The organism is Paenibacillus sp. P36 (genome assembly GCF_045866505.1).
Taxonomy (GTDB): Bacteria; Bacillota; Bacilli; order Paenibacillales; family NBRC-103111; genus Paenibacillus_E; species Paenibacillus_E chondroitinus.
The window spans coordinates 1737035-1757500 of the sequence record NZ_AP038372.1; the positions used below are offsets into that span (position 1 = coordinate 1737035).

At 45.4% G+C, this 20466-nt stretch carries 14 protein-coding genes; all 14 read left to right on the forward strand.

The window, feature by feature from the left end; all coding sequences use genetic code 11:
* Positions 1-22: 22 nt before the first annotated feature.
* The 14 genes from ACKTT9_RS08010 to ACKTT9_RS08075 all read left to right on the forward strand — a co-directional run bounded on the left by ACKTT9_RS08010 (position 23) and on the right by ACKTT9_RS08075 (position 20355).
* Positions 23-2914, forward strand: a complete 2892-nt coding sequence (locus tag ACKTT9_RS08010; protein ID WP_407871129.1) for a family 78 glycoside hydrolase catalytic domain — start codon at positions 23-25, stop codon at positions 2912-2914.
* Between the two features lie 228 nt (positions 2915-3142).
* The gene (locus ACKTT9_RS08015; protein ID WP_407871130.1) at positions 3143-4747 is read left to right on the forward strand and encodes an ABC transporter substrate-binding protein; all 1605 of its coding nucleotides are present in this window, start codon (positions 3143-3145) and stop codon (positions 4745-4747) included.
* Between the two features lie 184 nt (positions 4748-4931).
* A complete protein-coding gene (locus tag ACKTT9_RS08020) occupies positions 4932-5753 on the forward strand; it encodes a DUF6492 family protein (RefSeq protein ID WP_407871131.1) in 822 nt (273 codons plus the stop codon).
* Positions 5750-6865 carry a glycosyltransferase family 4 protein gene (locus ACKTT9_RS08025; protein WP_407871132.1) on the forward strand — a complete coding sequence of 372 codons (1116 nt, stop codon included), beginning with the start codon at positions 5750-5752 and terminating at the stop codon, positions 6863-6865. The genes ACKTT9_RS08020 and ACKTT9_RS08025 overlap by 4 nt, the downstream gene beginning before the upstream one ends.
* 37 nt (positions 6866-6902) lie before the next feature.
* Positions 6903-8243 (forward strand): sugar phosphate nucleotidyltransferase, encoded by a 1341-nt coding sequence (locus ACKTT9_RS08030; protein WP_407871133.1) that lies wholly within the window; start codon positions 6903-6905, stop codon positions 8241-8243.
* Between the two features lie 255 nt (positions 8244-8498).
* Positions 8499-11510 (forward strand): glycoside hydrolase family 2 TIM barrel-domain containing protein, encoded by a 3012-nt coding sequence (locus tag ACKTT9_RS08035; RefSeq protein WP_407871134.1) that lies wholly within the window; start codon positions 8499-8501, stop codon positions 11508-11510.
* A 157-nt stretch (positions 11511-11667) separates the two neighbouring features.
* A complete protein-coding gene (locus tag ACKTT9_RS08040) occupies positions 11668-13338 on the forward strand; it encodes a histidine kinase (RefSeq protein ID WP_407871135.1) in 1671 nt (556 codons plus the stop codon).
* A complete protein-coding gene (locus tag ACKTT9_RS08045; RefSeq protein ID WP_407871136.1) occupies positions 13320-14510 on the forward strand; it encodes a response regulator in 1191 nt (396 codons plus the stop codon). The genes ACKTT9_RS08040 and ACKTT9_RS08045 overlap by 19 nt, the downstream gene beginning before the upstream one ends.
* Positions 14511-14664: 154 nt before the next feature.
* A complete protein-coding gene (locus ACKTT9_RS08050) occupies positions 14665-16002 on the forward strand; it encodes an ABC transporter substrate-binding protein (RefSeq protein ID WP_407871137.1) in 1338 nt (445 codons plus the stop codon).
* Positions 16003-16102: 100 nt separating this feature from the next.
* Positions 16103-16984 (forward strand): carbohydrate ABC transporter permease, encoded by an 882-nt coding sequence (locus ACKTT9_RS08055; protein WP_407871138.1) that lies wholly within the window; start codon positions 16103-16105, stop codon positions 16982-16984.
* A 19-nt stretch (positions 16985-17003) separates the two neighbouring features.
* Positions 17004-17876: a carbohydrate ABC transporter permease gene (locus ACKTT9_RS08060; protein WP_407871139.1), complete on the forward strand. Its 873-nt coding sequence runs from the start codon at positions 17004-17006 to the stop codon at positions 17874-17876.
* Between the two features lie 25 nt (positions 17877-17901).
* Positions 17902-18528 carry a bifunctional 4-hydroxy-2-oxoglutarate aldolase/2-dehydro-3-deoxy-phosphogluconate aldolase gene (locus ACKTT9_RS08065; RefSeq protein ID WP_407871140.1) on the forward strand — a complete coding sequence of 209 codons (627 nt, stop codon included), beginning with the start codon at positions 17902-17904 and terminating at the stop codon, positions 18526-18528.
* Positions 18529-18544: 16 nt separating this feature from the next.
* Positions 18545-19693 (forward strand): galactonate dehydratase, encoded by a 1149-nt coding sequence (gene dgoD, locus ACKTT9_RS08070; RefSeq protein ID WP_407871141.1) that lies wholly within the window; start codon positions 18545-18547, stop codon positions 19691-19693.
* Between the two features lie 359 nt (positions 19694-20052).
* Positions 20053-20355, forward strand: a complete 303-nt coding sequence (locus ACKTT9_RS08075) for an iron-sulfur cluster assembly accessory protein (RefSeq protein ID WP_407871142.1) — start codon at positions 20053-20055, stop codon at positions 20353-20355.
* The last annotated feature ends 111 nt before the right edge of the window (positions 20356-20466 follow it).

A 20466-nucleotide genomic window follows, 5' to 3' on the forward strand; every position in this document is an offset into this window, starting at 1 on the left:
ACATTGGAGAGAGGTGATTACTGTGATCGAGCTACCCTGGAAAGCGAAATGGATCTGGGGCGGAAATAAGGAAAGTCCGCGCAACGAGTGGAGATGTTTCCGCACGACGTTCGACATGGCGGAGAACGACATCATCACAGAGGCGGAGCTTCGTATTAGCGCGGATTCGCGTTATGTGGCTTATGTGAATGGTGTGCGAGTCGGTCGTGGTCCTGTTCGCTCCTGGCCAGCCAAGCAGTTTTATGATACACATCGGATCGGGCATCTGTTGAAGCCAGAAGGTTTGAATACGCTCGCGGTATTTGTGATGCATTACGGTGTGTCCAATTTTTATTATGTGCGAGGCTTGGGAGGGTTGCTTGCGGAGGTTACAATCGGAGGTAAGACGCTTGCAGCGACGGATGAATCTTGGCGGACGGTGAAATTGGCCGCACAATTGTCGTCTTCGCCAAGGCTTTCTGGCCAGCAGGCGTTCTCTGAAGTTTACGATGCAAGAAAATGGGACGAAGGTTGGACTGAGCTGGGATTCGACGATTCATCTTGGTGTTTAGCCCGCGTAGTTGGGCCAGTTGGATCTGGCCCGTGGAAAACGCTAGTGCCCCGAGACATCCCTTTCCTCACGGAGGAGAAGTTGTATCCATCTCGAATTGAGTCGCTGCAGCGTGTCATTCCGCCTGCCTGGACAGCAACAATCGATCTCCGCTATGCGATGTGTCCGAGTTCGGCTGATCATGCTAATCAAGTACATTATCTTGGTTACCTTGCGACAATACTCGTTATGCCAGAAGCAGGGAAGGTCACTTTAGGCTTTCCTAACAGGGCGCGCAATGAACGCATATGGATCGATGGGCAGGTTGCCCAAGATTGGTACGGGGTCTCTCGAGAACGCTTTTTTGACGTTCATTTGGACGCAGGGGAGCATTTCGTTTTAATGGACATTTCTTGGAAGGATCATGGTCATCCGTTCCACATCGCAGCAGATGCGCAGATCCCTTTCTCTTTCCGTTGCCCGATGGAAGACGGGGAGACGCCTTTTATCCTCATTGGTCCATTTGATGAATCTGTTGAGATCGATACGCAGATAATGCGCGATGTAAATGTTCATGATCCGGGTTTCATTTGTGCCGCTGGTACCAAATCAATGCTGGAGTTAACGTCGGTAAAGGAACAAATTCGACCGATTTCAGCTTCAATTTACACAGAGCATGATGTATTTGGAGCCAATGTCTGGCGTCCTGTAGCGGAGCTTTACTCGATTCCGCAACAATTAGGAAGGTGTTTGCTGCCAACACCGGAGTGCGCTGAAATACCACAATTCACAGGCAGTGACACAGAGATTGTTATCGATTTTGGTAAACAATGTTCTGGTTTTCATGGTTTTGAAATGGATGCACCTGAGGGAACAATCATCGATTTTTATGGCATCGAGTATATGAAAGATGACTTTCGGCAGCATACGTATTCCCTCGATAACACGTTCCGATATATAAGTCGAGGAGGGCGGCAGAGATACGAATCACCGGTTCGCCGTGGTTTACGATACGCTGTGCTGACTATACGTGGGGCGGCGGGCCCAGTCAAGCTGTTCGAAACGTACGTCATACAAAGTACGTACCCTGTCGTAGATGCCGGTTCATTCCAATGCTCCGATCCGCTGCTGAACGACATCTGGGAGATCAGTCGGCATACGACGCGACTTTGCATGGAGGATACATTTGTCGATTGCCCAGCGTATGAACAGACTTTCTGGGTTGGCGACAGTCGCAACGAAGCCCTCATCAATTATTACATCTTCGGAGAACTTGATATTGTGAAACGTTGTCTGAGGCTTGTACCTGACTCGAAGGAAATGTCTCCTCTCTACGTTAATCAAGTCCCAAGCGGTTGGACGAGCGTGATTCCAAACTGGACGTTTTTCTGGATAATCGCTTGTTTGGAATACGTTGAGCATACCGGAGATCGCGCGTTTGCTGTGGAAATGTGGCCGAGCATTCGCTACACGTTGGAGCATTATCTTCAGCATATCAATAAGGATGGACTGTTGGAGATACGAGGTTGGAATTTGCTTGACTGGGCGCCTATGGATCAACCAAACAGTGGGATTGTGACACATCAGAATTTGTTTCTCGTTAAGGCACTTCGCCAAGCCGGAGAACTGGCCATGGAGGCCGGTATATCTTCCCAAGATATCGTAAAGTTTGATCAGGCTGCATCATTTCTCGCTAAGGCAATTCAAGACAAGTTGTGGGATGAGGACCGAAAGGCATATATGGATTGTATACATGAAGATGGTCGTCCTTCTCAAATTTACAGTATGCAAACCCAGGTCGTTGCTCTGTTGTGTGGCATTGCTGATGGTGAGCGAAAGGAGATCCTCGAGAGATATGTCGTTGATCCGCCTTCCTCGTTCGTTCAAATCGGCAGCCCGTTTATGTCTTTCTTCTACTATGAGGCACTAGAGGCGACAGGACGCGAGTCACTTATGTTAGAGGACATCAGGGAGAATTACGGGGGCATGATCGAGTACGGAGCAACCACCTGTTGGGAGGTGTACCCAGGCAATGACCAAAATAAAGCAGATTCGCGCCTGCTTACACGCAGTCATTGCCATGCCTGGTCGGCAGGACCCGCGTATTTTTTGGGGCGAAGCGTTCTCGGTGTGAAGCGGGAATCATTCGGTTGGAAAAAAGTGCGCATTGAACCAGTGCCATGCGGTTTAAGGTGGGCTCGGGGGGCAGTGCCGTTGCCGGGCGGGGGCAGCATCGAGGTGGATTGGCGTATGGAAGAGAACGAGATGCTGCTGCGCATCTCTGCTCCAGAGCATGTCGAACTTGATATCCGACTGCCAGAGGGGATAACTGGACGCATCACGACAGTTACAACAAAAAGCTTGCTATCCTATGAATCGTGCTGAAATAAGCAGGAGTTGTGTTGTTAATAAAGCCTGTGCGAGTGGACCTCGTACAGGCTTTTATCATTTTTCTCACAGCTAGAACGCTAAATCCTACCTATAAAATGACCATGTAGAAACTTAAAAATGCCCCTTTGAGGGGTGGACCGCTTAGAGAGTACACTACAAGTATGTAAGCGGATACAATGAATGTTTTTTTGTGAAAGCGAATCAATAAGGGGGAAACAAGATATGGCGATCAAACAAATTGGAGTACTAGCATTAACAGGAGCGCTTGCGGCAACGGTTATGGCAGGCTGCAGCAGCAATACGGACAAAACCGCAGCTTCTTCACCACTAGCCACAGAGCAGAGTGCGACTTCAGGACAGAGCACAGTGCCTAAAGATGAGGGAATCGTTGATCTTGAAGTCTGGGACGGCAATAATGGCTTTAAACCAATTACCAAAGGCAGCAAGCTATATGATTTTTATAAAGAAAAGCTTGGTGTTGGCGTTATTCAACCATATGTGGAATGGAACGGCGGTACCAACTACCTGAACCAGCTGAATCTGAAGATTGCAGCGAACGAAATGCCAGACATGTTCCAGCCTGTGCAGGGCATCGAGGACAGTTTGGCTAAAAACGGCGCCATTGCCGATTTAACCGATCTTTTGCCGAAGTATGCACCGAATGTTATGCAGGTGATTCCGAAAGAAGTGTGGGATGTAGTTAAAGCCAATGATCCTACCGGACAAGGAAGAATTTATTATGTTCCAAGTATTGTGGACTATGGTAGAGAATCCGGTTTGATTCGTAAGGATTGGTTGGATAAGCTGGGGCTGCAAATGCCGAAGACGCAAGACGACTATGTCAAGGTGCTTGAAGCATTTCGGGATAAAGATCCGAACGGAAATGGACAGAAGGATGAGCTTCCGACCGGTGGGCGTGAGCAAGTGGCATGGATGGATCATTTATTCGCCATGTACGGTATCGCGATGTTCGAAGGCAAGCCGGATTGGGATGTTTACGATGGCAAGCTGACGTATTCCGCCGTGACACCCAATATGAAAGCAGCTCTGGAGTTCATAGCTAAGTTATATAAAGACGGTTTAATGGACAAAGAGTCGCTTCTAAACAATAAGGCAAAGTGGGAAGGCAAAAATGACTCCAATGTTGTCGGGAATTACTTCCACTGGGAAGAGTCGGTCTTCGAACGCCTAGAGAATATTAATAAAAATAAAGGTGTGAAAGGTGACTACTCCGTTCTCCCAATCCCAGAGGTTTCGGGTTACAAGGGCTACTATACAATGAAAAAAATGGGGCCTCCTGCTTGGGCTGTGAAGAACACCAAGGATCAAGCGAAACTCATAGCATCAATGAAACTGTTAAACAACATGTATGACAAAAAGCTTTGGAATACGCTGTTCCTTGGCGTTGAGGGCATGCACTTCACCATGAAGGATGGCAAAGCTACCAAGCTGCCGGAAGACAAAAGCACGCAAGAGAATTTGGCGATTAACCCTTATCTTTATTTCGCTACCGCAGACTTCTCAGCAGAATTATATAAAAGCACAACGTCGGAAGATAGAAAATGGGCCGTGGATCAAGGTATCCGCAATATCACGGAAGCTCAGAAATATGTGAAAGACATTGCCGGGGACGGGATGCCTGCCGGTGTCTACGATGGCTTTGCTGATATCAATAATCGTACGCTTTATGTGGAATACGCGAGCAAAATTATTCTTGGGCAGTACCCGATCAGTAAATTTGATGAATTCGTAGACAAGTGGAATAATTCTGGCGGTGAAGAAGTCACGAAGCGTGCCAGAGATTGGTATGCGAAAGTAAAAAAATAAGGGTTAGAAAGAGCTCCGGTGCAGACCGGGGCTCTTTCTATTACTCGTACGCTTCGTCAGATTCAAACGAGAAGAGAATGAGAAATCGTTAATGTAAAAAAGGTCACTTTTTTTCCATATACCCATGCCATTTTTTCCGTCGGACATATGATAATTCATACATTCGGTTAATGGAGATGAGTACATGCTGATGTCAGGAAGCGTCGCGTTGAGTAGTTCAACCCAAATTGATGTGTTAATCCCAGCGATCGAGAAGGATTTGGGAACACTTCCTATGGTGATTGATGCCGTACGGAAGTATGTGAAACATCCTATTGGTGAAATCATCATTGTTGCTCCGCGAAAGAAGAGAATTCTGGACCTTTGTCAGCGAAAGGGGTGCAGGTTCGTTCATGAAGACACGGTTCTCCCTATAACGAAGAAGGATATCCACTATGAATCCAAAACATGGGAGCGATCCGGTTGGCTTTATCAACAACTGCTGAAGCTTAACGGTGATACGCTCTGCACATCCAAGTACTACTTGGTGATTGATGCGGATACAGTACTCATTCGCCCGCATGTTTTTAAAGTGGGATCCAAGACCGTGTTTTATTGTCGGGACTGGAGTCAGAGTGAATATTATAAAACCTATCGAAAACTAATGGGCAGAGGACGCTCGTCTCGTCGGTCGTTTGTTACCCACTATATGCTGTTTGAAAGAGCGAAAGTGGCAAAGTTGAAAAGCACGATTGAAGCGAAGCACAACAGAAGCTGGTATTCGGCTATTATGGCCAGTATGAATAAATCCAAGCAGTTTGCTTTCTCGGAATTTGAAACTTACGGTAATTTCCTCTACGCGTCCGCTCCGCAAAACATGATCTTGAAGTCTGCATTGAACAAAAGTTTAAGCCTGAGCGCGTCTCGCATTTCATCCACGGTTAGGGCTCTTGCGAAGCATTACAGATCCATTTCCCTTCATAAACGCAAGGGGTATGTAAAAGCCAGGAAGGTAAAGTCTCGATGACGTCTTATCGTGTGACCTGGGAAGGACCTGTCCATAGAGCCAGTGGTCTCGGTTATGCGAGTAGAGCCTATGCACGGGCACTTACGCGCCAAGGTGTTGCGGTGAGCTGGGGATTGTCTGGTCCCAAAGGGAGGTCATCTCATGGCAAAAAGGTGCTTATCTATAACCATGTTCCCAATCACATAAATTTCAAGGCGGCGCGAAGCAGATACGATACTATTATTCTGAACACAGTATGGGAGACTAGCAGAACGCCAAGGAATTGGCTGCCGAATATGAACAAATTCGATGCGATCTGCGTCCCCTCCCAGCATAACAAGGTGGCATTGCGAAATAGCGGTGTGAAGGTGCCGATTTATATTGTTCCTCATGGCGTAGATACGAAGGTTTTCCATCCTGATAATAAAAAGCTGTCACTACCGCGTGCGGCAGGAAAGTTTACGTTCGTGTCCGTATTTGGCTTCCAGCATCGCAAGAATCCAGAGGCTTTATTAAGGGCGTACTGGGAAGAGTTTTCGTCTCAAGATAATGTCATTCTCGTTATCAAAACCAGTGGATACGCAGTCTATGAGACAGAGCGATGGATAAAAAAGCAAATTCTGCAATACCAAAAGAGATTAGGTTTTCAAAAGCCGACGGCCCCTGTTGTTGTGATTGCACGCCGACTTCATGAAGGTCAGTTGAGAGGTCTTTACACGCTTGGCGATGCTTTTGTCCTTCCTACTCGTGGTGAAGGCGTCGGCTTGCCTTTTTTAGAATCGCTGGCTAGCGGTGTCCCTGTCATTGCGACCGGTTGGGGAGGGCAAATGGATTTCCTGACGTCTCGTAATTCGTTCCTTCTCCCCTATCGACTCAAAAGTCCTGCGGCTGGTATGAAAAGTCGGCATGCGATCTCGCGATCATTCAGCTATCTGTTTGCTCAGAAAGGACAAAAATGGGCGGAAGCCGATCGGCATGCGCTAAGACGGACGATGCGGCAAGCCTACCAAAACCCTGGGCTTTGCAAGGAGAAGGGACGCCAAGGCCGAAGAGATGTACTTGATTTATCCTGGAATCGAGCAGGGGTGTTAATGAAGCAGGTTATAGAAAAGGTAATTCGTTCAAAGGAATAAGGGGAAGTGTTATGTCTCCCGGAAAGGGGCATTTGACTTGCGGATTGTACTATTGTGCGGAGGTTCTGGTAAAAGGTTATGGCCGTTATCCAACGAGATCCGCTCTAAGGTGTTTCTGAAACTTTTGAAATCGGACAATGGAACGAGAGAGTCGATGATTGGGCGCATATGCCGACAATTGGATGAAGTAGGTTTGCTGCCATTCACGAGCATTATCACGCATAGCAGCCAAGTGGAAATTACGAGAAAGCATGTGGGCGAAAACATTCCTATCATTAGCGAGCCATTTAAAAGAGGAACGTTTGCAGCTGTCGCGCTGGCTTCCTGTTATCTGCATGAGCAGATGCAGGTAGATCCGAACGAAACGATATGTATCCTCCCAGTGGACACTTTTGCGGATTCGTTGTTTTTCGGGAAACTTCATCGCTTTCCGGACATTCTTTCACAGTCGCAGGCGGAGCTTGCCCTTCTTGGAACGAAGCCTCAACACCCCTCTAACCAATTCGGCTATATTGTTCCTGAGCGTTTAATGGAGAAGGATGATTATGCGCTCGTTCGGCAATTCGTAGAGAAGCCTAATGAGCAACTGGCCGGCTTGTTGATTGAGCAGCATGCTTTGTGGAACTGTGGTGTTTTTGCGTTCAATTTGAAGTATATGTTGGACTATGTGGCGAAAAAGGCGCTGCCTATTCAGGTTGACAAGTGGCTAGATTGTTACGAGCAGCTTGCTACGGCAAGCTTTGATCAAGAGGTCGTGGAACACTCTAACCGTGTAGCCGTTATGGGCTATGAGGGTTTATGGAATGATCTGGGAAGCTGGAAGGCGATTACAGGTTATTTTGAGAATCAGGTCATTGGCCCCGGTCGTATATCGGATGATTCCTCCAATACGCATATGATTAATGAACTCCCCTATCAAATTGAAGTGATTGGCGTACCTGATGTGATAGTTGCGGCAAGTTCAGATGGTATTCTTATTGCTGCCAAGGATCAAGCCAATTTAATTAAGGATAAGTTAGATGCAGCACCTCAGTTTCCGAGATATATAGAGAAAAGGTGGGGAACCTGTCGGGTCTTGGAATTCTGGACGGATGAACTGGGAACGGAGGTTATGGTTAAAAGAGTGGAGATCTCCCAAGGGGAGCAAACCAGTTATCATCTGCACCAGACACGGAAAGAGATAGTAACGATTTTAAGCGGTGAAGCAGAAATCTTATTGGATCATAAACGGTACAGGCTTCAGGCGGGCGATGTTAGACAAATTCCTAGTAACGTTGGACATGGCATCAAGGCTATCACCAAGCTCGAGTTGATGGAGGTTCAGTTGGGGATGGCATTGAAGGAGGACGATTGTCTGCGCTTGTTAATGAACTGGTAGCTGTTGGAAATGAGCTTATCGCTGGATGAATCGGCGCATGGGCTCTTTTGTGTTGTGCATCCACATTTTCAAACAAAATAGCGAAAAAATAGAACAAATAGACGATACAAGATAGTTGGATCAGCCTGTCGTACATATTTCGAAAAAGAATGCACCATTTTCAAACATATGTCTGTGCGAAAATAGATGCACTCAAACTAAGATAGAGAGTAGGTTGTAATCGTTTACTAAACACAGGTGAGGAGTCATACTAAAGTGATAAAGATTGAAAAATATTGGGAAAACTTAGACGTTTTGCATATCAATAGAATAGCTCCGCGAGCTTATTATATCCCTTATGCGGATGAGACAAGCGCATTCAATCAAAAGAGAGGGAAATCCCCGTACTATCAGACTCTGAACGGACTTTGGAAATTTCAGTATGTGCGCAGCGTGAAAGAGGTGCAGGATGGATTCTATGATGCCGCTGCCAATGTGAACGGCTGGGATGATTTGATTGTGCCATCCTGCTGGCAGGTGAACGGATATGATCAGAATCACTACACGAATGTCAATTATCCATTTCCGTGTGATCCACCTTTTGTTCCGAATGAGAATCCGGCTGGCTTGTATGTCAGGGACTTCCAAATTTCTGAGCAGTGGGCGGACAAAGAGAAATATATTGTTTTCGAGGGTGTAAACTCCTGTATGTATCTATGGGTGAATGGTGCATTCGTCGGTTACAGTCAAGGCAGCCGAGTCCCAGCCGAGTTCGATATCTCACCCTATCTGAAGGTTGGCAAAAATCGGATGGCGGTTATGGTGTTGAAGTGGTGCGATGGCACGTATCTGGAAGATCAGGATCTGTGGAGATTTTCCGGGATTTTCAGAGATGTCTACCTGCTTGCACGCAGCAAGAACCATATCCGGGACGTGTTCAACCGTCAGGAGTTATCGGAAGATAGGCGACAAGCCACCATTCGTTGTGAGATTACAACAACGGGAGCGTTACCAACGAGAGTTGAATTAAAAGATGCCTCAAACCAACTCATCCAAAAGGGAAGCTTAACCATTGATCGAAGCGGAACTATCGAGCTTCACATAGACGAGCCTAAACTGTGGAATGCAGAGCAGCCTTATTTGTATCAGCTTTACGTATATGCTGGCGACGAAGTGTTGTTGTTTCAAGTCGGGTTTAGAAAAATTGAAATTAAAGATGGTGTATTTTTAATCAACGGCATGCCGGTCAAATTAAAAGGGGTTAATCGTCATGACTCGCATCCGGAGTTAGGGCAAACGATTCCGCTGAATCATATGATCAAGGATTTAATTTTAATGAAGAGCCACAATATCAACACGGTTCGAACGTCGCATTACCCGAACGATCCACGGTTTTTAAACCTGTGTAACGAATATGGATTCTATGTCATTGATGAGGCGGATTTGGAATGTCATGGCGTATTCCACGCAGGTGACTACCATATGTTGACCAAGAACCCGGCTTGGCAGCGAGCTTTCGTTGATCGGGCGGAGCGGATGGTGGAAAGAGATAAAAATCACCCTTCCATCGTGATGTGGTCAATGGGCAACGAATCCGGTTATGACGTGAATCATATGGCCATGGCAGCATGGACGAAAGCCAGAGACCGTTCCAGACCGGTCCATTATGAAGGTATTGATCCTCGGCACAAGGGCAGCGCCGACACGGAAGTGATCGATGTGGAAGGACGCATGTATTCTTCCCCTGCTTATATCGATGCTTACGCCAGTGACGAGAACAGCACCAAACCGATGTTTTTATGCGAATACAGTCACGCGATGGGGAATGGGCCAGGTGATCTGAAAGATTACTGGGACGTCATCTATAAGCATCCCAAGCTCATGGGCGGTTGTGTCTGGGAATGGTCGGATCACGGCATCAAGACGCGTACCCCTGATGGCACGCCATTCTTTGCTTATGGCGGCGATTTCGGCGATCAACCCAATGATGGCAACTTCTGCATTGATGGGCTTGTGGACCCCGACCGCAAACCGCATACAGGCCTTTTGGAACTCAAAAAAGTGATTGCGCCAATTCGGGTAGAAGCTGCGGACCTGCATAATGGAGCCATCACAGTGACGAATCTGTATGATTTTCAGGATCTTGCCCATGTCGTCATGACTTGGAAAGTGGAGAAGGATGGACGAACCACGGAACAGGGTGAGATGAGCGAGGTTCATGCTGGTCCTCATCAGACGCAAACCGTAACAATACCCTATAAGCTGCCGGAGTCATCAGAAAGCCGATATTTCCTTACAGTAAGCTTTAAACTTCGCAAGGATACCGAGTGGGCTGGGGCAGGTCACGAGATTACGTTCGAACAGTTCGAGCTGCCGGTTGTTGTAAGGAAGCTGCCACGGGTCGAGACGAAGGCCACAATTGAGCTGCAGCAGCAAGATCACAGCTTAATTGTTGAAGGATTTGATTTCCGACATGTTTTTGATCTGCATGATGGTACATTCACGAGAATAACCAAGCATGGTGTGAATATGATTGAGGCTCCTCCGAAGTTCAATATTTGGCGGGCGCCAACGGATAACGATCGCAAAATTAAACGCTTGTGGTTAGAAGACAATTACGATCGCGCGCTTATGCACGTGTACAAGGCGGAGATCACCAAGCAGTCACCAACGGATGTGGAGATTACGGTCGATTTTTCACTAGGCGGTTATATTAAAATTCCCCTTCTTCATGGGACAGCCATCTGGAGAATTGACGGTACAGGAGCGATTGCTCTGCGTGTGAACGTGAATGTCAGAGAGGGGCTTACGTTCCTTCCGCGTTTTGGCTTGCAGTTGACGATGCCTGGCGGAACGGAAGAAGTAGAGTATTTTGGACTGGGGCCGCATGAAAGCTATATGGATAAACGCCACAGCGTAAGAAAAGGCAAATATCTGCTGCGTGTGGATGATATGTTTGAGAATTATATTATGCCGCAAGAGAATGGAGCCAGATACGGTACCGAATGGGCGATTGTGTCCAATGAGCAGGGGATGGGCTTGCGCTTTACAAGCAATGGGGAATTCAGTTTTAACGCATCACACTATAGCCCTGAGGACTTAACGCTTGCTTCGCATGATATTGAGCTGGTAAAACGGAAGGAAACGATCGTTCATCTCGATTACAAGATGAGCGGTGTCGGATCGAATTCGTGCGGTCCGGAGCTTCTGGAGCAATATCGATTGGACGAGAGAGAATTTCAGTTCGAGCTGCATATCCTGCCGATTTTTAAAGAAGACGAATCATAATATCAATAAATAGGTATGGAAGTGTCCCCGAAGTTGTTGACCTAGGGGGCACTTGTTTGTCTATTCTCTTTGTTGAATACCATAAACACGATTTTATATGATAAAATAGAGGTACTCGATGATTATTCTTACTCCATGTTGAAGAAGGCTGATAGGGATGAAATCCAAATATTTTCCGTTGCATAAGAGCGTGAACACCAAACTGCTTGTTTTTTTCTTGACGGTAGCGATCTTGCCTCTGCTTACGCTCTGTTATTTTTCAACTAATAAGTCCTCTGAGATTGTGAATAAACAGTTTGGCAATTATGGACTTTACGCAGTAGACCAGCTCAAGCTTCATCTGGACGCCAGTTTAAAACAAATGGATAATATCTCAGGTAATATATTAACTTACCTGATCTCCTCGTCGATCGTTATAGATGATCATGAACCAGCAACGTATAGTGAGTATACGGAGGAAAAGGGATTCAAGCGGTACATGTCCTCTTTTGAGAATACCAATATATTAAGTGTGAATGTAGTAACACCCAGCGGGAAATTCATTGGCAACGATGGGATTGTAACGGAGCGACTGCTCAACTCTGACTTTTGGCAGCAAGCGTCGCTGCAATCAGGTAAGCGTATTCTTATTCATCATCCAGACTATTATTCTTCTGCGCCTGCGGGCGATGTCATCAGTTTAATTCTTCCTATTAAGGATCACTATGGATTGCCTGCACAAAGTAAAATACTGATCGACATGAAAGCGGATTCAATCATGAGTCTGCTAAAGGCATTCGAAGACGACACGAAGAGCCATCTGCAAGTTCGTAATTTGGATGGGGGTATCGTGCTGCAAACATCCGTTTCTTATGTCTCGCATGCGAACGATATCGTATGGTCGAAACAGTTGGAATCGGAGAATTGGGTGGTGGAAGCCAGCATTCCGTATCCTTTATTCTTCGAATCTTCCCGCATTATCTTGAAATATTCGTTATTTATTGCCGTCATGAGTCTGGTTCTTGGCCTCGTGATGGCGGGCTTCTTTTCCTTCCAGATTACGAAGCCGATCAAGAAGATGGCCCAATCTATGCGCAGATTCGGACAGGGCGAGCTTACGATTCAAACACCGGTCTATGCCTCGGACGAATTAGGTTATCTAAGCGAGACATTTAATCGGATGACGGGTCAGATTAGAGATTTAATCGATGAGATCAGCTCGACGGAGAAGCTTAAAAGCGAAGCCGAATTAAAAGCGCTTCATTATCAGATTAATCCGCATTTACTATTCAATACCTTAAACAGCATTCAGTGGAAGGCTCGACTTGCCGGTCAGACAGATATCCTCAAAATGCTGGAGCATCTGGTGGCGGTGCTGGAAGGCAGCTTTAACGTGAAACAAGTGTTGGTGCCTCTGCATACAGAACTTGAGATCATTCATCATTATTTGCAGATGCAGCGATACCGCTATGGGGATGTTTTTACGTATTCCTTACACATCGAACCAGATCTTGAGCAGCGTCTGATTCCGCGCATGGTGCTGCAGCCATTGTTTGAGAACATCTTTTTCCACGGTTTTATTGATGGTCAAGGTCATATCGTATTTACAATTAGTTCGAATGATCATCATATTCATGCAGAGATTGTCGATGACGGCATGGGTATTCGAGCGGAACATATGGCATACGTCTCTTCAGGTCAAGTCATTCCAGGGAAAACGGGTGGACTTGGGATGAGAAATGTGGATGAAAGGTTTAAACATCATTTTGGTGAACCCTATGGATTAGTTATCCATTCGGAAAGAAATAAAGGAACAAAGGTGAAGTTAAAATGGCCGAAAACACTGTAAACGAACCTTACATTAAAGTGCTCATTGTCGATGACGAACAATTGGTCCGCAAAGGACTGCGCCTAACAACGGATTGGGCCAAGCATCAGATGATCGTCGTTGACGACGCGCCCAATGGGAGTATAGGTTGGGATAAATTTCTGGAACACCGCCCGCATGTGGTCATTACGGATATTGTAATGCCAGAAATGGACGGTATTGAACTCTCCCAGAAGGTGAAAGCGGTAGCGCCAGATACCAAAATTTTATTCCTGAGCTGCCATAAGGATTTTGATTATGCCAAACAAGGGATACAGATTGGCATTACGGACTACATCGTGAAGACAAGTCTCGATGAAGAGAAGTTGGATGAGTGTTTGGATCATCTGCACCAAGAAATTGCCAAGCAATTGTCCAAACCAATAGGAATAGCCCCTGATGAGCCCCCAGTGGAGCTTAATGAATTGGATGAATGGCTTATTGATAAGAATCAAACAGTTAGAAATCAGTTCCTGCTGCGATTGGAGAAGGAATGGAAATGGATGACAGAAGGTGGTTACATGGTCCATATATTTCAAGATAGGCATTCACCTCTGAATCGGTCCGATCTATTAAGCGAATTATCCTTTACCATTTCAGAACAAGAGGATATGCTGCTGCTGCAAAGCGAAGAAGAAAGCTATTTCTTGTTTTGTCGAAGTCAAGGTCTTCAGGCTTGCAGTGAGGAACTGCTGCGAAGCAAAATCAACAACCACGCCATCGGGTGGAGGCAAGCAGGACCCATTACAAGCCCCGATCAGTGGATGTCATCCGTACATCGATTGCATCGTTTGAGGCATATTGAACAGGAGTTTGAGCTGGTAAATGATTCGCATAAAGAAGATATCCTAAGCGCGATTGACTATATTGACCAGCATCTGTATCTAGATCTCAGGGCGGCTGATATTGCCAGCAAAATTGGCGTAAGCCGCAGTTATTTTAGCACGATTTTTAAGGAGTCGACGGGGTTCAGCCTCATTTCATTTATTTCCAAACGAAAACTCGAAAGGGCCAAAGCATTGCTGCGGAGTACATCGTTTAGGGCTGATGAAATTGCGGAGAAAGTCGGCATTAATGATGCCAAATATTTTTCCAAATGGTTCAAAAAAAGCGCTTCCTTGACACCTGGCCAGTACCGGATTCAAACAAAATGACGAGAAAACCAGACAAAAATGCACCTGTCCCTGAAGGGGGGCAGGCATTTTTTCGTTTTCGGTAAAGATTGCACTTTTTCCAAACATCCGTCGGTATGAAACCCTTTTCATTTATTTTAACATAAGGATATAAACATACAGGGAGGCGTTCTTCATGAAAAGAAAAAGTTGGTCACTCTTATTGGCAACTTGTTTGTCCGTAAGCTTAATAGGGACGGCTTGTTCCAATTCTTCATCTACAGCAAGTACAGCGGGCGGTGCTGCAAGTCCAGCAAGTTCGGACAAGAAAGTTAAGCTGGTGGTATGGATCTGGGAGTCGGCTAAAGTTGGTTTAGACGCAAACATAGAAGCTTTCAAAAAGGAAAATCCGAATATTGAAGTGGAATATCAAATCATGAAATCCACTGATTTATATCAGAAGTATCTGATTTCTTCCAACACGCAAGATGCAGTGCCGGATATCGTGGGGCTGGAATCTACGAATATGGCGCAGATGGTACAGATTGATTCATTGTTGGATATTACCAAACGTGTCGAACCATATAAAGATAAAATGAACGCCTACAAATGGGAAGATGCGACCAAAGATAACAAAGTGTACGCAATGCCTTGGGATAGCGGTCCAGTGGTGATGTTCTACCGCAATGATATTTTTGCCAAAGCCGGTTTGCCAACGGATCCGAAGGAAGTCGCTCAGAAAATCCAAACATGGGATGACTATTACCAAGTGGCTAAGCAAATTAAGGAGAAAACCGGTGTTCTTATGTTCGGCGACTCTAAGACGAATTCCAGCAACCGTGTTTTTGAATCGATGATGTGGCAGCGTGGTGTCTGGTATTTTGATAAAGATGGAAATGTATCGGTGGAAAAACCGGAGGTCAAAGAAATTGCTGATTATCTGGTCAAAATGCAGAAGGAAGGTCTCGTCTACGATGCGCGGGCTAATACCGATCCTTGGGGGAACGCAATCAAAGAAGGCAAGGTTGCAACTGTAGTTGGCGGTTCCTGGCACGATGCGATTATTGAAGGCCAATATGCGCCTGACGATAAAGGCAAATGGTCCGTAACGACAATGCCAAAATGGTCCAAAGATGATAAGTATACAGGTGCAAATCAAGGCGGATCGAACTTGGCGATTAATAAAAATTCCAAGCATCCGGAAGAGTCATGGAAATTTATTGAATTCATGTTAGGTAAAGAAACATCGCAAATTAATATGATGAAAAAAGCGGGTCTTTTCCCATCTTTAACGACCACTTACAGTGATGCAGCTTTTAATGAGCCATCCGCTTATTTCAACAACCAACCTATCCGTCAGGTATATGCGGAGTCTTTAAAACAAACCTATCCGCTTGCTTATTCTTCGGATTTCCCAATGGCCAATAAACGGATGACGGACGTATGGGCGCAAATTTTCTTGAATAATGTATCAACAGATCAAGCTCTGAAAGCAATGGCAGACGAGCTTCGTCAGAAAACAAAAAGGAAGTAAATCACTTTCGGCATCCTGCCCGATAAACGTATGCCTACCTGCAGCCGTTTATCGGAGCGATGCCTCCTTTTTTCTTTTTACCCTTTAAGGAGGTACATCCATGAGAAGTCCAGGCTGGAAACTGCAGCTTCGTTTAGCCCCCTATTTTTACATATCGCCCTATTTTCTGCTGTTCTTAGTTTTTTCACTGTACCCAATTATCTATTCGTTCTATCTGAGCTTTACCGATTGGAAGGGGTCCAAGGAAAAGAACTTTATAGGCTTCGAGAATTATAAAGTGTTATTAAGCGATCATACGTTTTGGCTGTCCCTGTGGAATAGTGTTGTTATTTTTTTACTCTATGTACCTATTATGTTGTTCTTAGCCTTGATTTTTGCCAGTTTGCTCAATGCCAATTGGATGGTTGGCAAGGGGTTTTTCAGGATGGCTCTGTTTGTTCCCAATTTTGTATCCGTTGTTGCCGTATCCTTTGTATTTGTGCTGTTGTTCAATACACAGGATGGGCTGATCAATACGCTTTTGTCTAATTTACACTGGACCAATACGCCGATCCCTTGGCTAGAATCGCCTTGGTGGGCCCGGATATCTGTCGCGATGATGGTTCTGTATCGATGGCTCGGCTACAATATGCTGCTGGTGTTAACCGGCTTGCAAAGCATTCCCAAGGATTTGTATGAAGCAGCCTATGTGGATGGCGCGACCAAAATAAAAAGCTTTTTCCTGATTACAGTTCCTCTCGTGAAACAGATTTTACTTTTTTGCACGGTATTATCAACCATCGGGACTTTTTCCCTGTTTACAGAACCGTTCATTCTGACCAAAGGCGGTCCGCTTAATTCGACATTAACGCCCGTTCTGATGCTGTTTAACGAAAGCTTCCAAAATTTTAATTTCGGCTATGCCTCTTCCATTGCCGTATGCTTTTTTATTCTAATGATGGTTATTTCTTTAATCCAGATGCGTTTGTTTGATGAAAAATAAGACGTAAGGAGGGAACACTTTGCAAAGTACGGTAAGTCTAAACCGGCCGGTTAGGCGTAAATCAAGCACGGGAAAGACGCGATGGACAGCCACTATCATGTTTATTCTGATGATGTTGGTCTCGGTTCTCATGATCTTTCCGCTGCTATGGTTGTTCGGTTCATCCGTTAAATCCATCAGCGAAATATTCACCAATCCACCGACCTGGCTTCCACATATATGGCAATGGGGGAATTTCACTGAGCTTTTTGTCAACAGAGGCTTTGGAACAGTAGCTTGGAACAGCCTGCTGCTGTCCAGTGTTTTTACAATAGTAACATTATTCCTATGTGGTTTGGGGGGATTCGCTTTTGCGAAGTACCAATTCAAGGGCAAACAAGTATTATTTGTTTTTGTGCTTGCTTCGCTGATGATTCCCCATGAGGCCACGATGGTACCGCTATTTGTTATTTATAAAAATTTTCACTTGATCGATAATCTCTGGGGGGTCATTCTTCCGGATTTGGCCAATGCGTTTGGCATCTTCTTTATGCGCCAATACTGCAGGTCTATTCCTGATGAGATGATGGAAGCAGCGCGCATTGACGGATGCTCCGAATTTACCTTGTTCCGTAAAGTCGTTTTGCCTAATTTGCGATCCGCTTTTGCTGCTCTGGGCATCATTTTATTCGTAAAACAATGGAATAATTTTATGTGGCCCGTAGTCATTCTAAGATCCAAAGAAAATATGACCCTCGCTGTTGCTCTGAAGGCGTTGGAAGACAGCAACAATACGCCCTATCATTTGATTATGGCTGGTTCAGTTATCAGTGTGCTGCCACTTTTAATCATAGTACTTATTTTTCAAAAGCAATTGATTTCGGGCTTAACCGAAGGGGCTGTAAAAGGATAACAGTAATTTGAAGGAGTAGAAGCGCATGTCCATCTTGTCACAGATTCTTGAACACAAAATTATCAGCATTGTGCGGGGGACGGAACCACAGCATATGTTGTCCGTAGCACAAGCGCTGCATGCTGGAGGCATCCGACTGATTGAAGTCACAATGAACACACCAGGTGCTCTAGAGTCAATTCGTCTGCTAAACTCCGAATTCGGCGAGGATATGGCGATTGGGGCAGGCACTGTACTCGATCCAGAGTCGGCACGAGCAGCGCTGCTTGCCGGTGCCTCGTTTCTCCTTTCACCGTCGCTTAACGTGGAAACGATACGTTTGACTAAACGGTATGGCGCAATCAGTATTCCTGGCGCTTATACGCCTACTGAAATCGTGACGGCTTATGAACATGGTGCCGATATCGTGAAAATTTTCCCGGCTGACGCCATTTCTCCGACATTTATCAAGAGCCTGCGAGGTCCGCTACCTCAAATTCCATTAATGCCTACGGGTGGTATAGATTTGCACAATATACGGGCTTTTGTGGACTCCGGTGCTGCTGCCTTAGGGGTTGGCGGATCGCTTGTCCCTGCGAAATGGGATATCCATACCGATTCTTTAGAACAATTAACACATAAAGCAGCCCAATTCGTTAGGGCGACCCAATAGAGAGGAGATAAAATTTATGAAAATTACCGGCTATGAACTATTCAAAGTACCTCCGAGATGGCTATTCCTCAAATTGGAAACCGATGAAGGCCTTGTAGGTTGGGGGGAGCCTGTTATTGAAGGCAAAGCGGCTACAGTGGAAACGGCTGTTCATGAAATGATGACTTATCTGATTGGCAAAGATGCGCTTCGAATTGAAGATCATTGGCAAACGATGTATCGCGCAGGCTTCTACCGTGGGGGGCCGATTCTAATGAGCGCGATTGCCGGCATCGATCAAGCATTGTGGGATCTGAAAGGCAAATATTATAATGCGCCCGTCTATCAACTATTAGGCGGCGCTTGCCGAGATTCGATCCGTGTTTATTCCTGGATTGGCGGAGATCGTCCAAGCGATGTTGGTCAAGCGGCAAAAACAATTGTTGACGCAGGATTCACCGCAGTCAAAATGAATGGGACAGAGGAACTCCAATATATCGATTCCTATGAGAAGATCGATCAAGTCTTGGAACGTGTTGCTGCTATTCGCGAATCCGTTGGCAAATATGTGGGCATTGGCGTTGACTTTCATGGCCGCGTACATAAACCTATGGCGAAGATTCTCGCTAAGGAACTGGAACCTTTCAAACTGATGTTTATCGAGGAGCCAGTATTATCTGAAAATAACGAGGCCTTACGCGAAATTGCCCGGCATACGTCAATACCTATTGCAACTGGCGAAAGAATGTTCTCACGTTGGGATTTCAAGTCGCTTCTGGCCGATGGGTATGTGGATATTATCCAACCGGATCTCTCACATGCCGGGGGGATTACAGAGTGTAAGAAAATTGCTTCGATGGCGGAGGCCTATGATGTTGCTCTGGCGCCGCATTGTCCGCTTGGACCTATTGCTTTGGCGGCATGTCTTCAGGTGGATGCAACAGCACATAACGCGTTCATCCAGGAACAAAGTCTTGGCATTCACTATAATCAAGGCAGTGATCTATTAGATTATATAGTTGATGGTTCTGTGTTTGCTTACAAGGATGGATTCGTCCAAATCCCTCAAGGGCCTGGTTTAGGTATTGAAGTAAACGAAGCGCATGTCAGGAAGATGGCGGCAATCGGGCATCAATGGCAGAATCCTGTATGGCGGCATAAAGATGGAAGCATCGCCGAGTGGTAGGCGAATTCATAGGAGCGAGTAGACCCAGTTCAGCCTAAGTGGACACGATAGTGTAAAATAGCGTAATAACCAGGTAGCAGCACGCCACTTGGCAGCTACTCCCTGGTTTCATTGAAGTAAACAATCCTATTAAGGTTAAAAAATGGCCTTTGTCAGAAAAAAGAGCGCTTCAGTATGATGGGTTTGTCCCGGGTTTAACCCAACACCATCAAGGAGGCGCTCTTATTTATGAAGTTGAAATAATCAGTATTACAAAATCAACGATGTCCCGATTCAAAAAGATGAAATCAATATCTTGACAAAATATACTGTAAAAAATATTATTACAGTATACCAAATTTGAATAGAGGACACAAAACATGAAATGTAAAATCAATCGAAATGCTGCAAACGTATTAAAAGATATGCTTAAAAGTAAAGAAGCGGCTGAAGGGAAGATGATTCGTGTTTTTATAACACAGAATCATGGAGATCATGGGCATTATGATATAAAGCTTGATACACTAACTGAACATGATGAAATCGTAAAAACAGATAAAGACATTGAAATCTTATTAGATAAACGCGAAGCCCTTTTAGATGGAGTTTGGATTCAGTATTTTTATGTGTCTGATGAAGGTTTCTTCATAACAAATCCTTCCACAGGTTTTCATGAAAAATAAAGGCTTGAAAAATATTAATGTTCAAAATGGTAAGCAAAAGAATATTGTATAGCGCAAGAGCTGCCTCAATGCAGCTCTTTTTCGTTTCATCACCGATGAAAAATGACCCCA

Bases quoted from the DNA above. Each gene is read 5' to 3' on its own strand.
- ACKTT9_RS08055 (WP_407871138.1), top strand. From the start codon at position 16,103: ATGAGAAGTCCAGGCTGGAAACTGCAGCTTCGTTTAGCCCCCTATTTT.
- ACKTT9_RS08015 (WP_407871130.1), top strand. From the start codon at position 3,143: ATGGCGATCAAACAAATTGGAGTACTAGCATTAACAGGAGCGCTTGCG.
- ACKTT9_RS08050 (WP_407871137.1), top strand. From the start codon at position 14,665: ATGAAAAGAAAAAGTTGGTCACTCTTATTGGCAACTTGTTTGTCCGTA.
- ACKTT9_RS08045 (WP_407871136.1), top strand. From the start codon at position 13,320: ATGGCCGAAAACACTGTAAACGAACCTTACATTAAAGTGCTCATTGTC.
- ACKTT9_RS08075 (WP_407871142.1), top strand. From the start codon at position 20,053: ATGAAATGTAAAATCAATCGAAATGCTGCAAACGTATTAAAAGATATG.
- ACKTT9_RS08025 (WP_407871132.1), top strand. From the start codon at position 5,750: ATGACGTCTTATCGTGTGACCTGGGAAGGACCTGTCCATAGAGCCAGT.
- ACKTT9_RS08040 (WP_407871135.1), top strand. From the start codon at position 11,668: ATGAAATCCAAATATTTTCCGTTGCATAAGAGCGTGAACACCAAACTG.
- dgoD (WP_407871141.1), top strand. From the start codon at position 18,545: ATGAAAATTACCGGCTATGAACTATTCAAAGTACCTCCGAGATGGCTA.
- ACKTT9_RS08020 (WP_407871131.1), top strand. From the start codon at position 4,932: ATGCTGATGTCAGGAAGCGTCGCGTTGAGTAGTTCAACCCAAATTGAT.
- ACKTT9_RS08065 (WP_407871140.1), top strand. From the start codon at position 17,902: ATGTCCATCTTGTCACAGATTCTTGAACACAAAATTATCAGCATTGTG.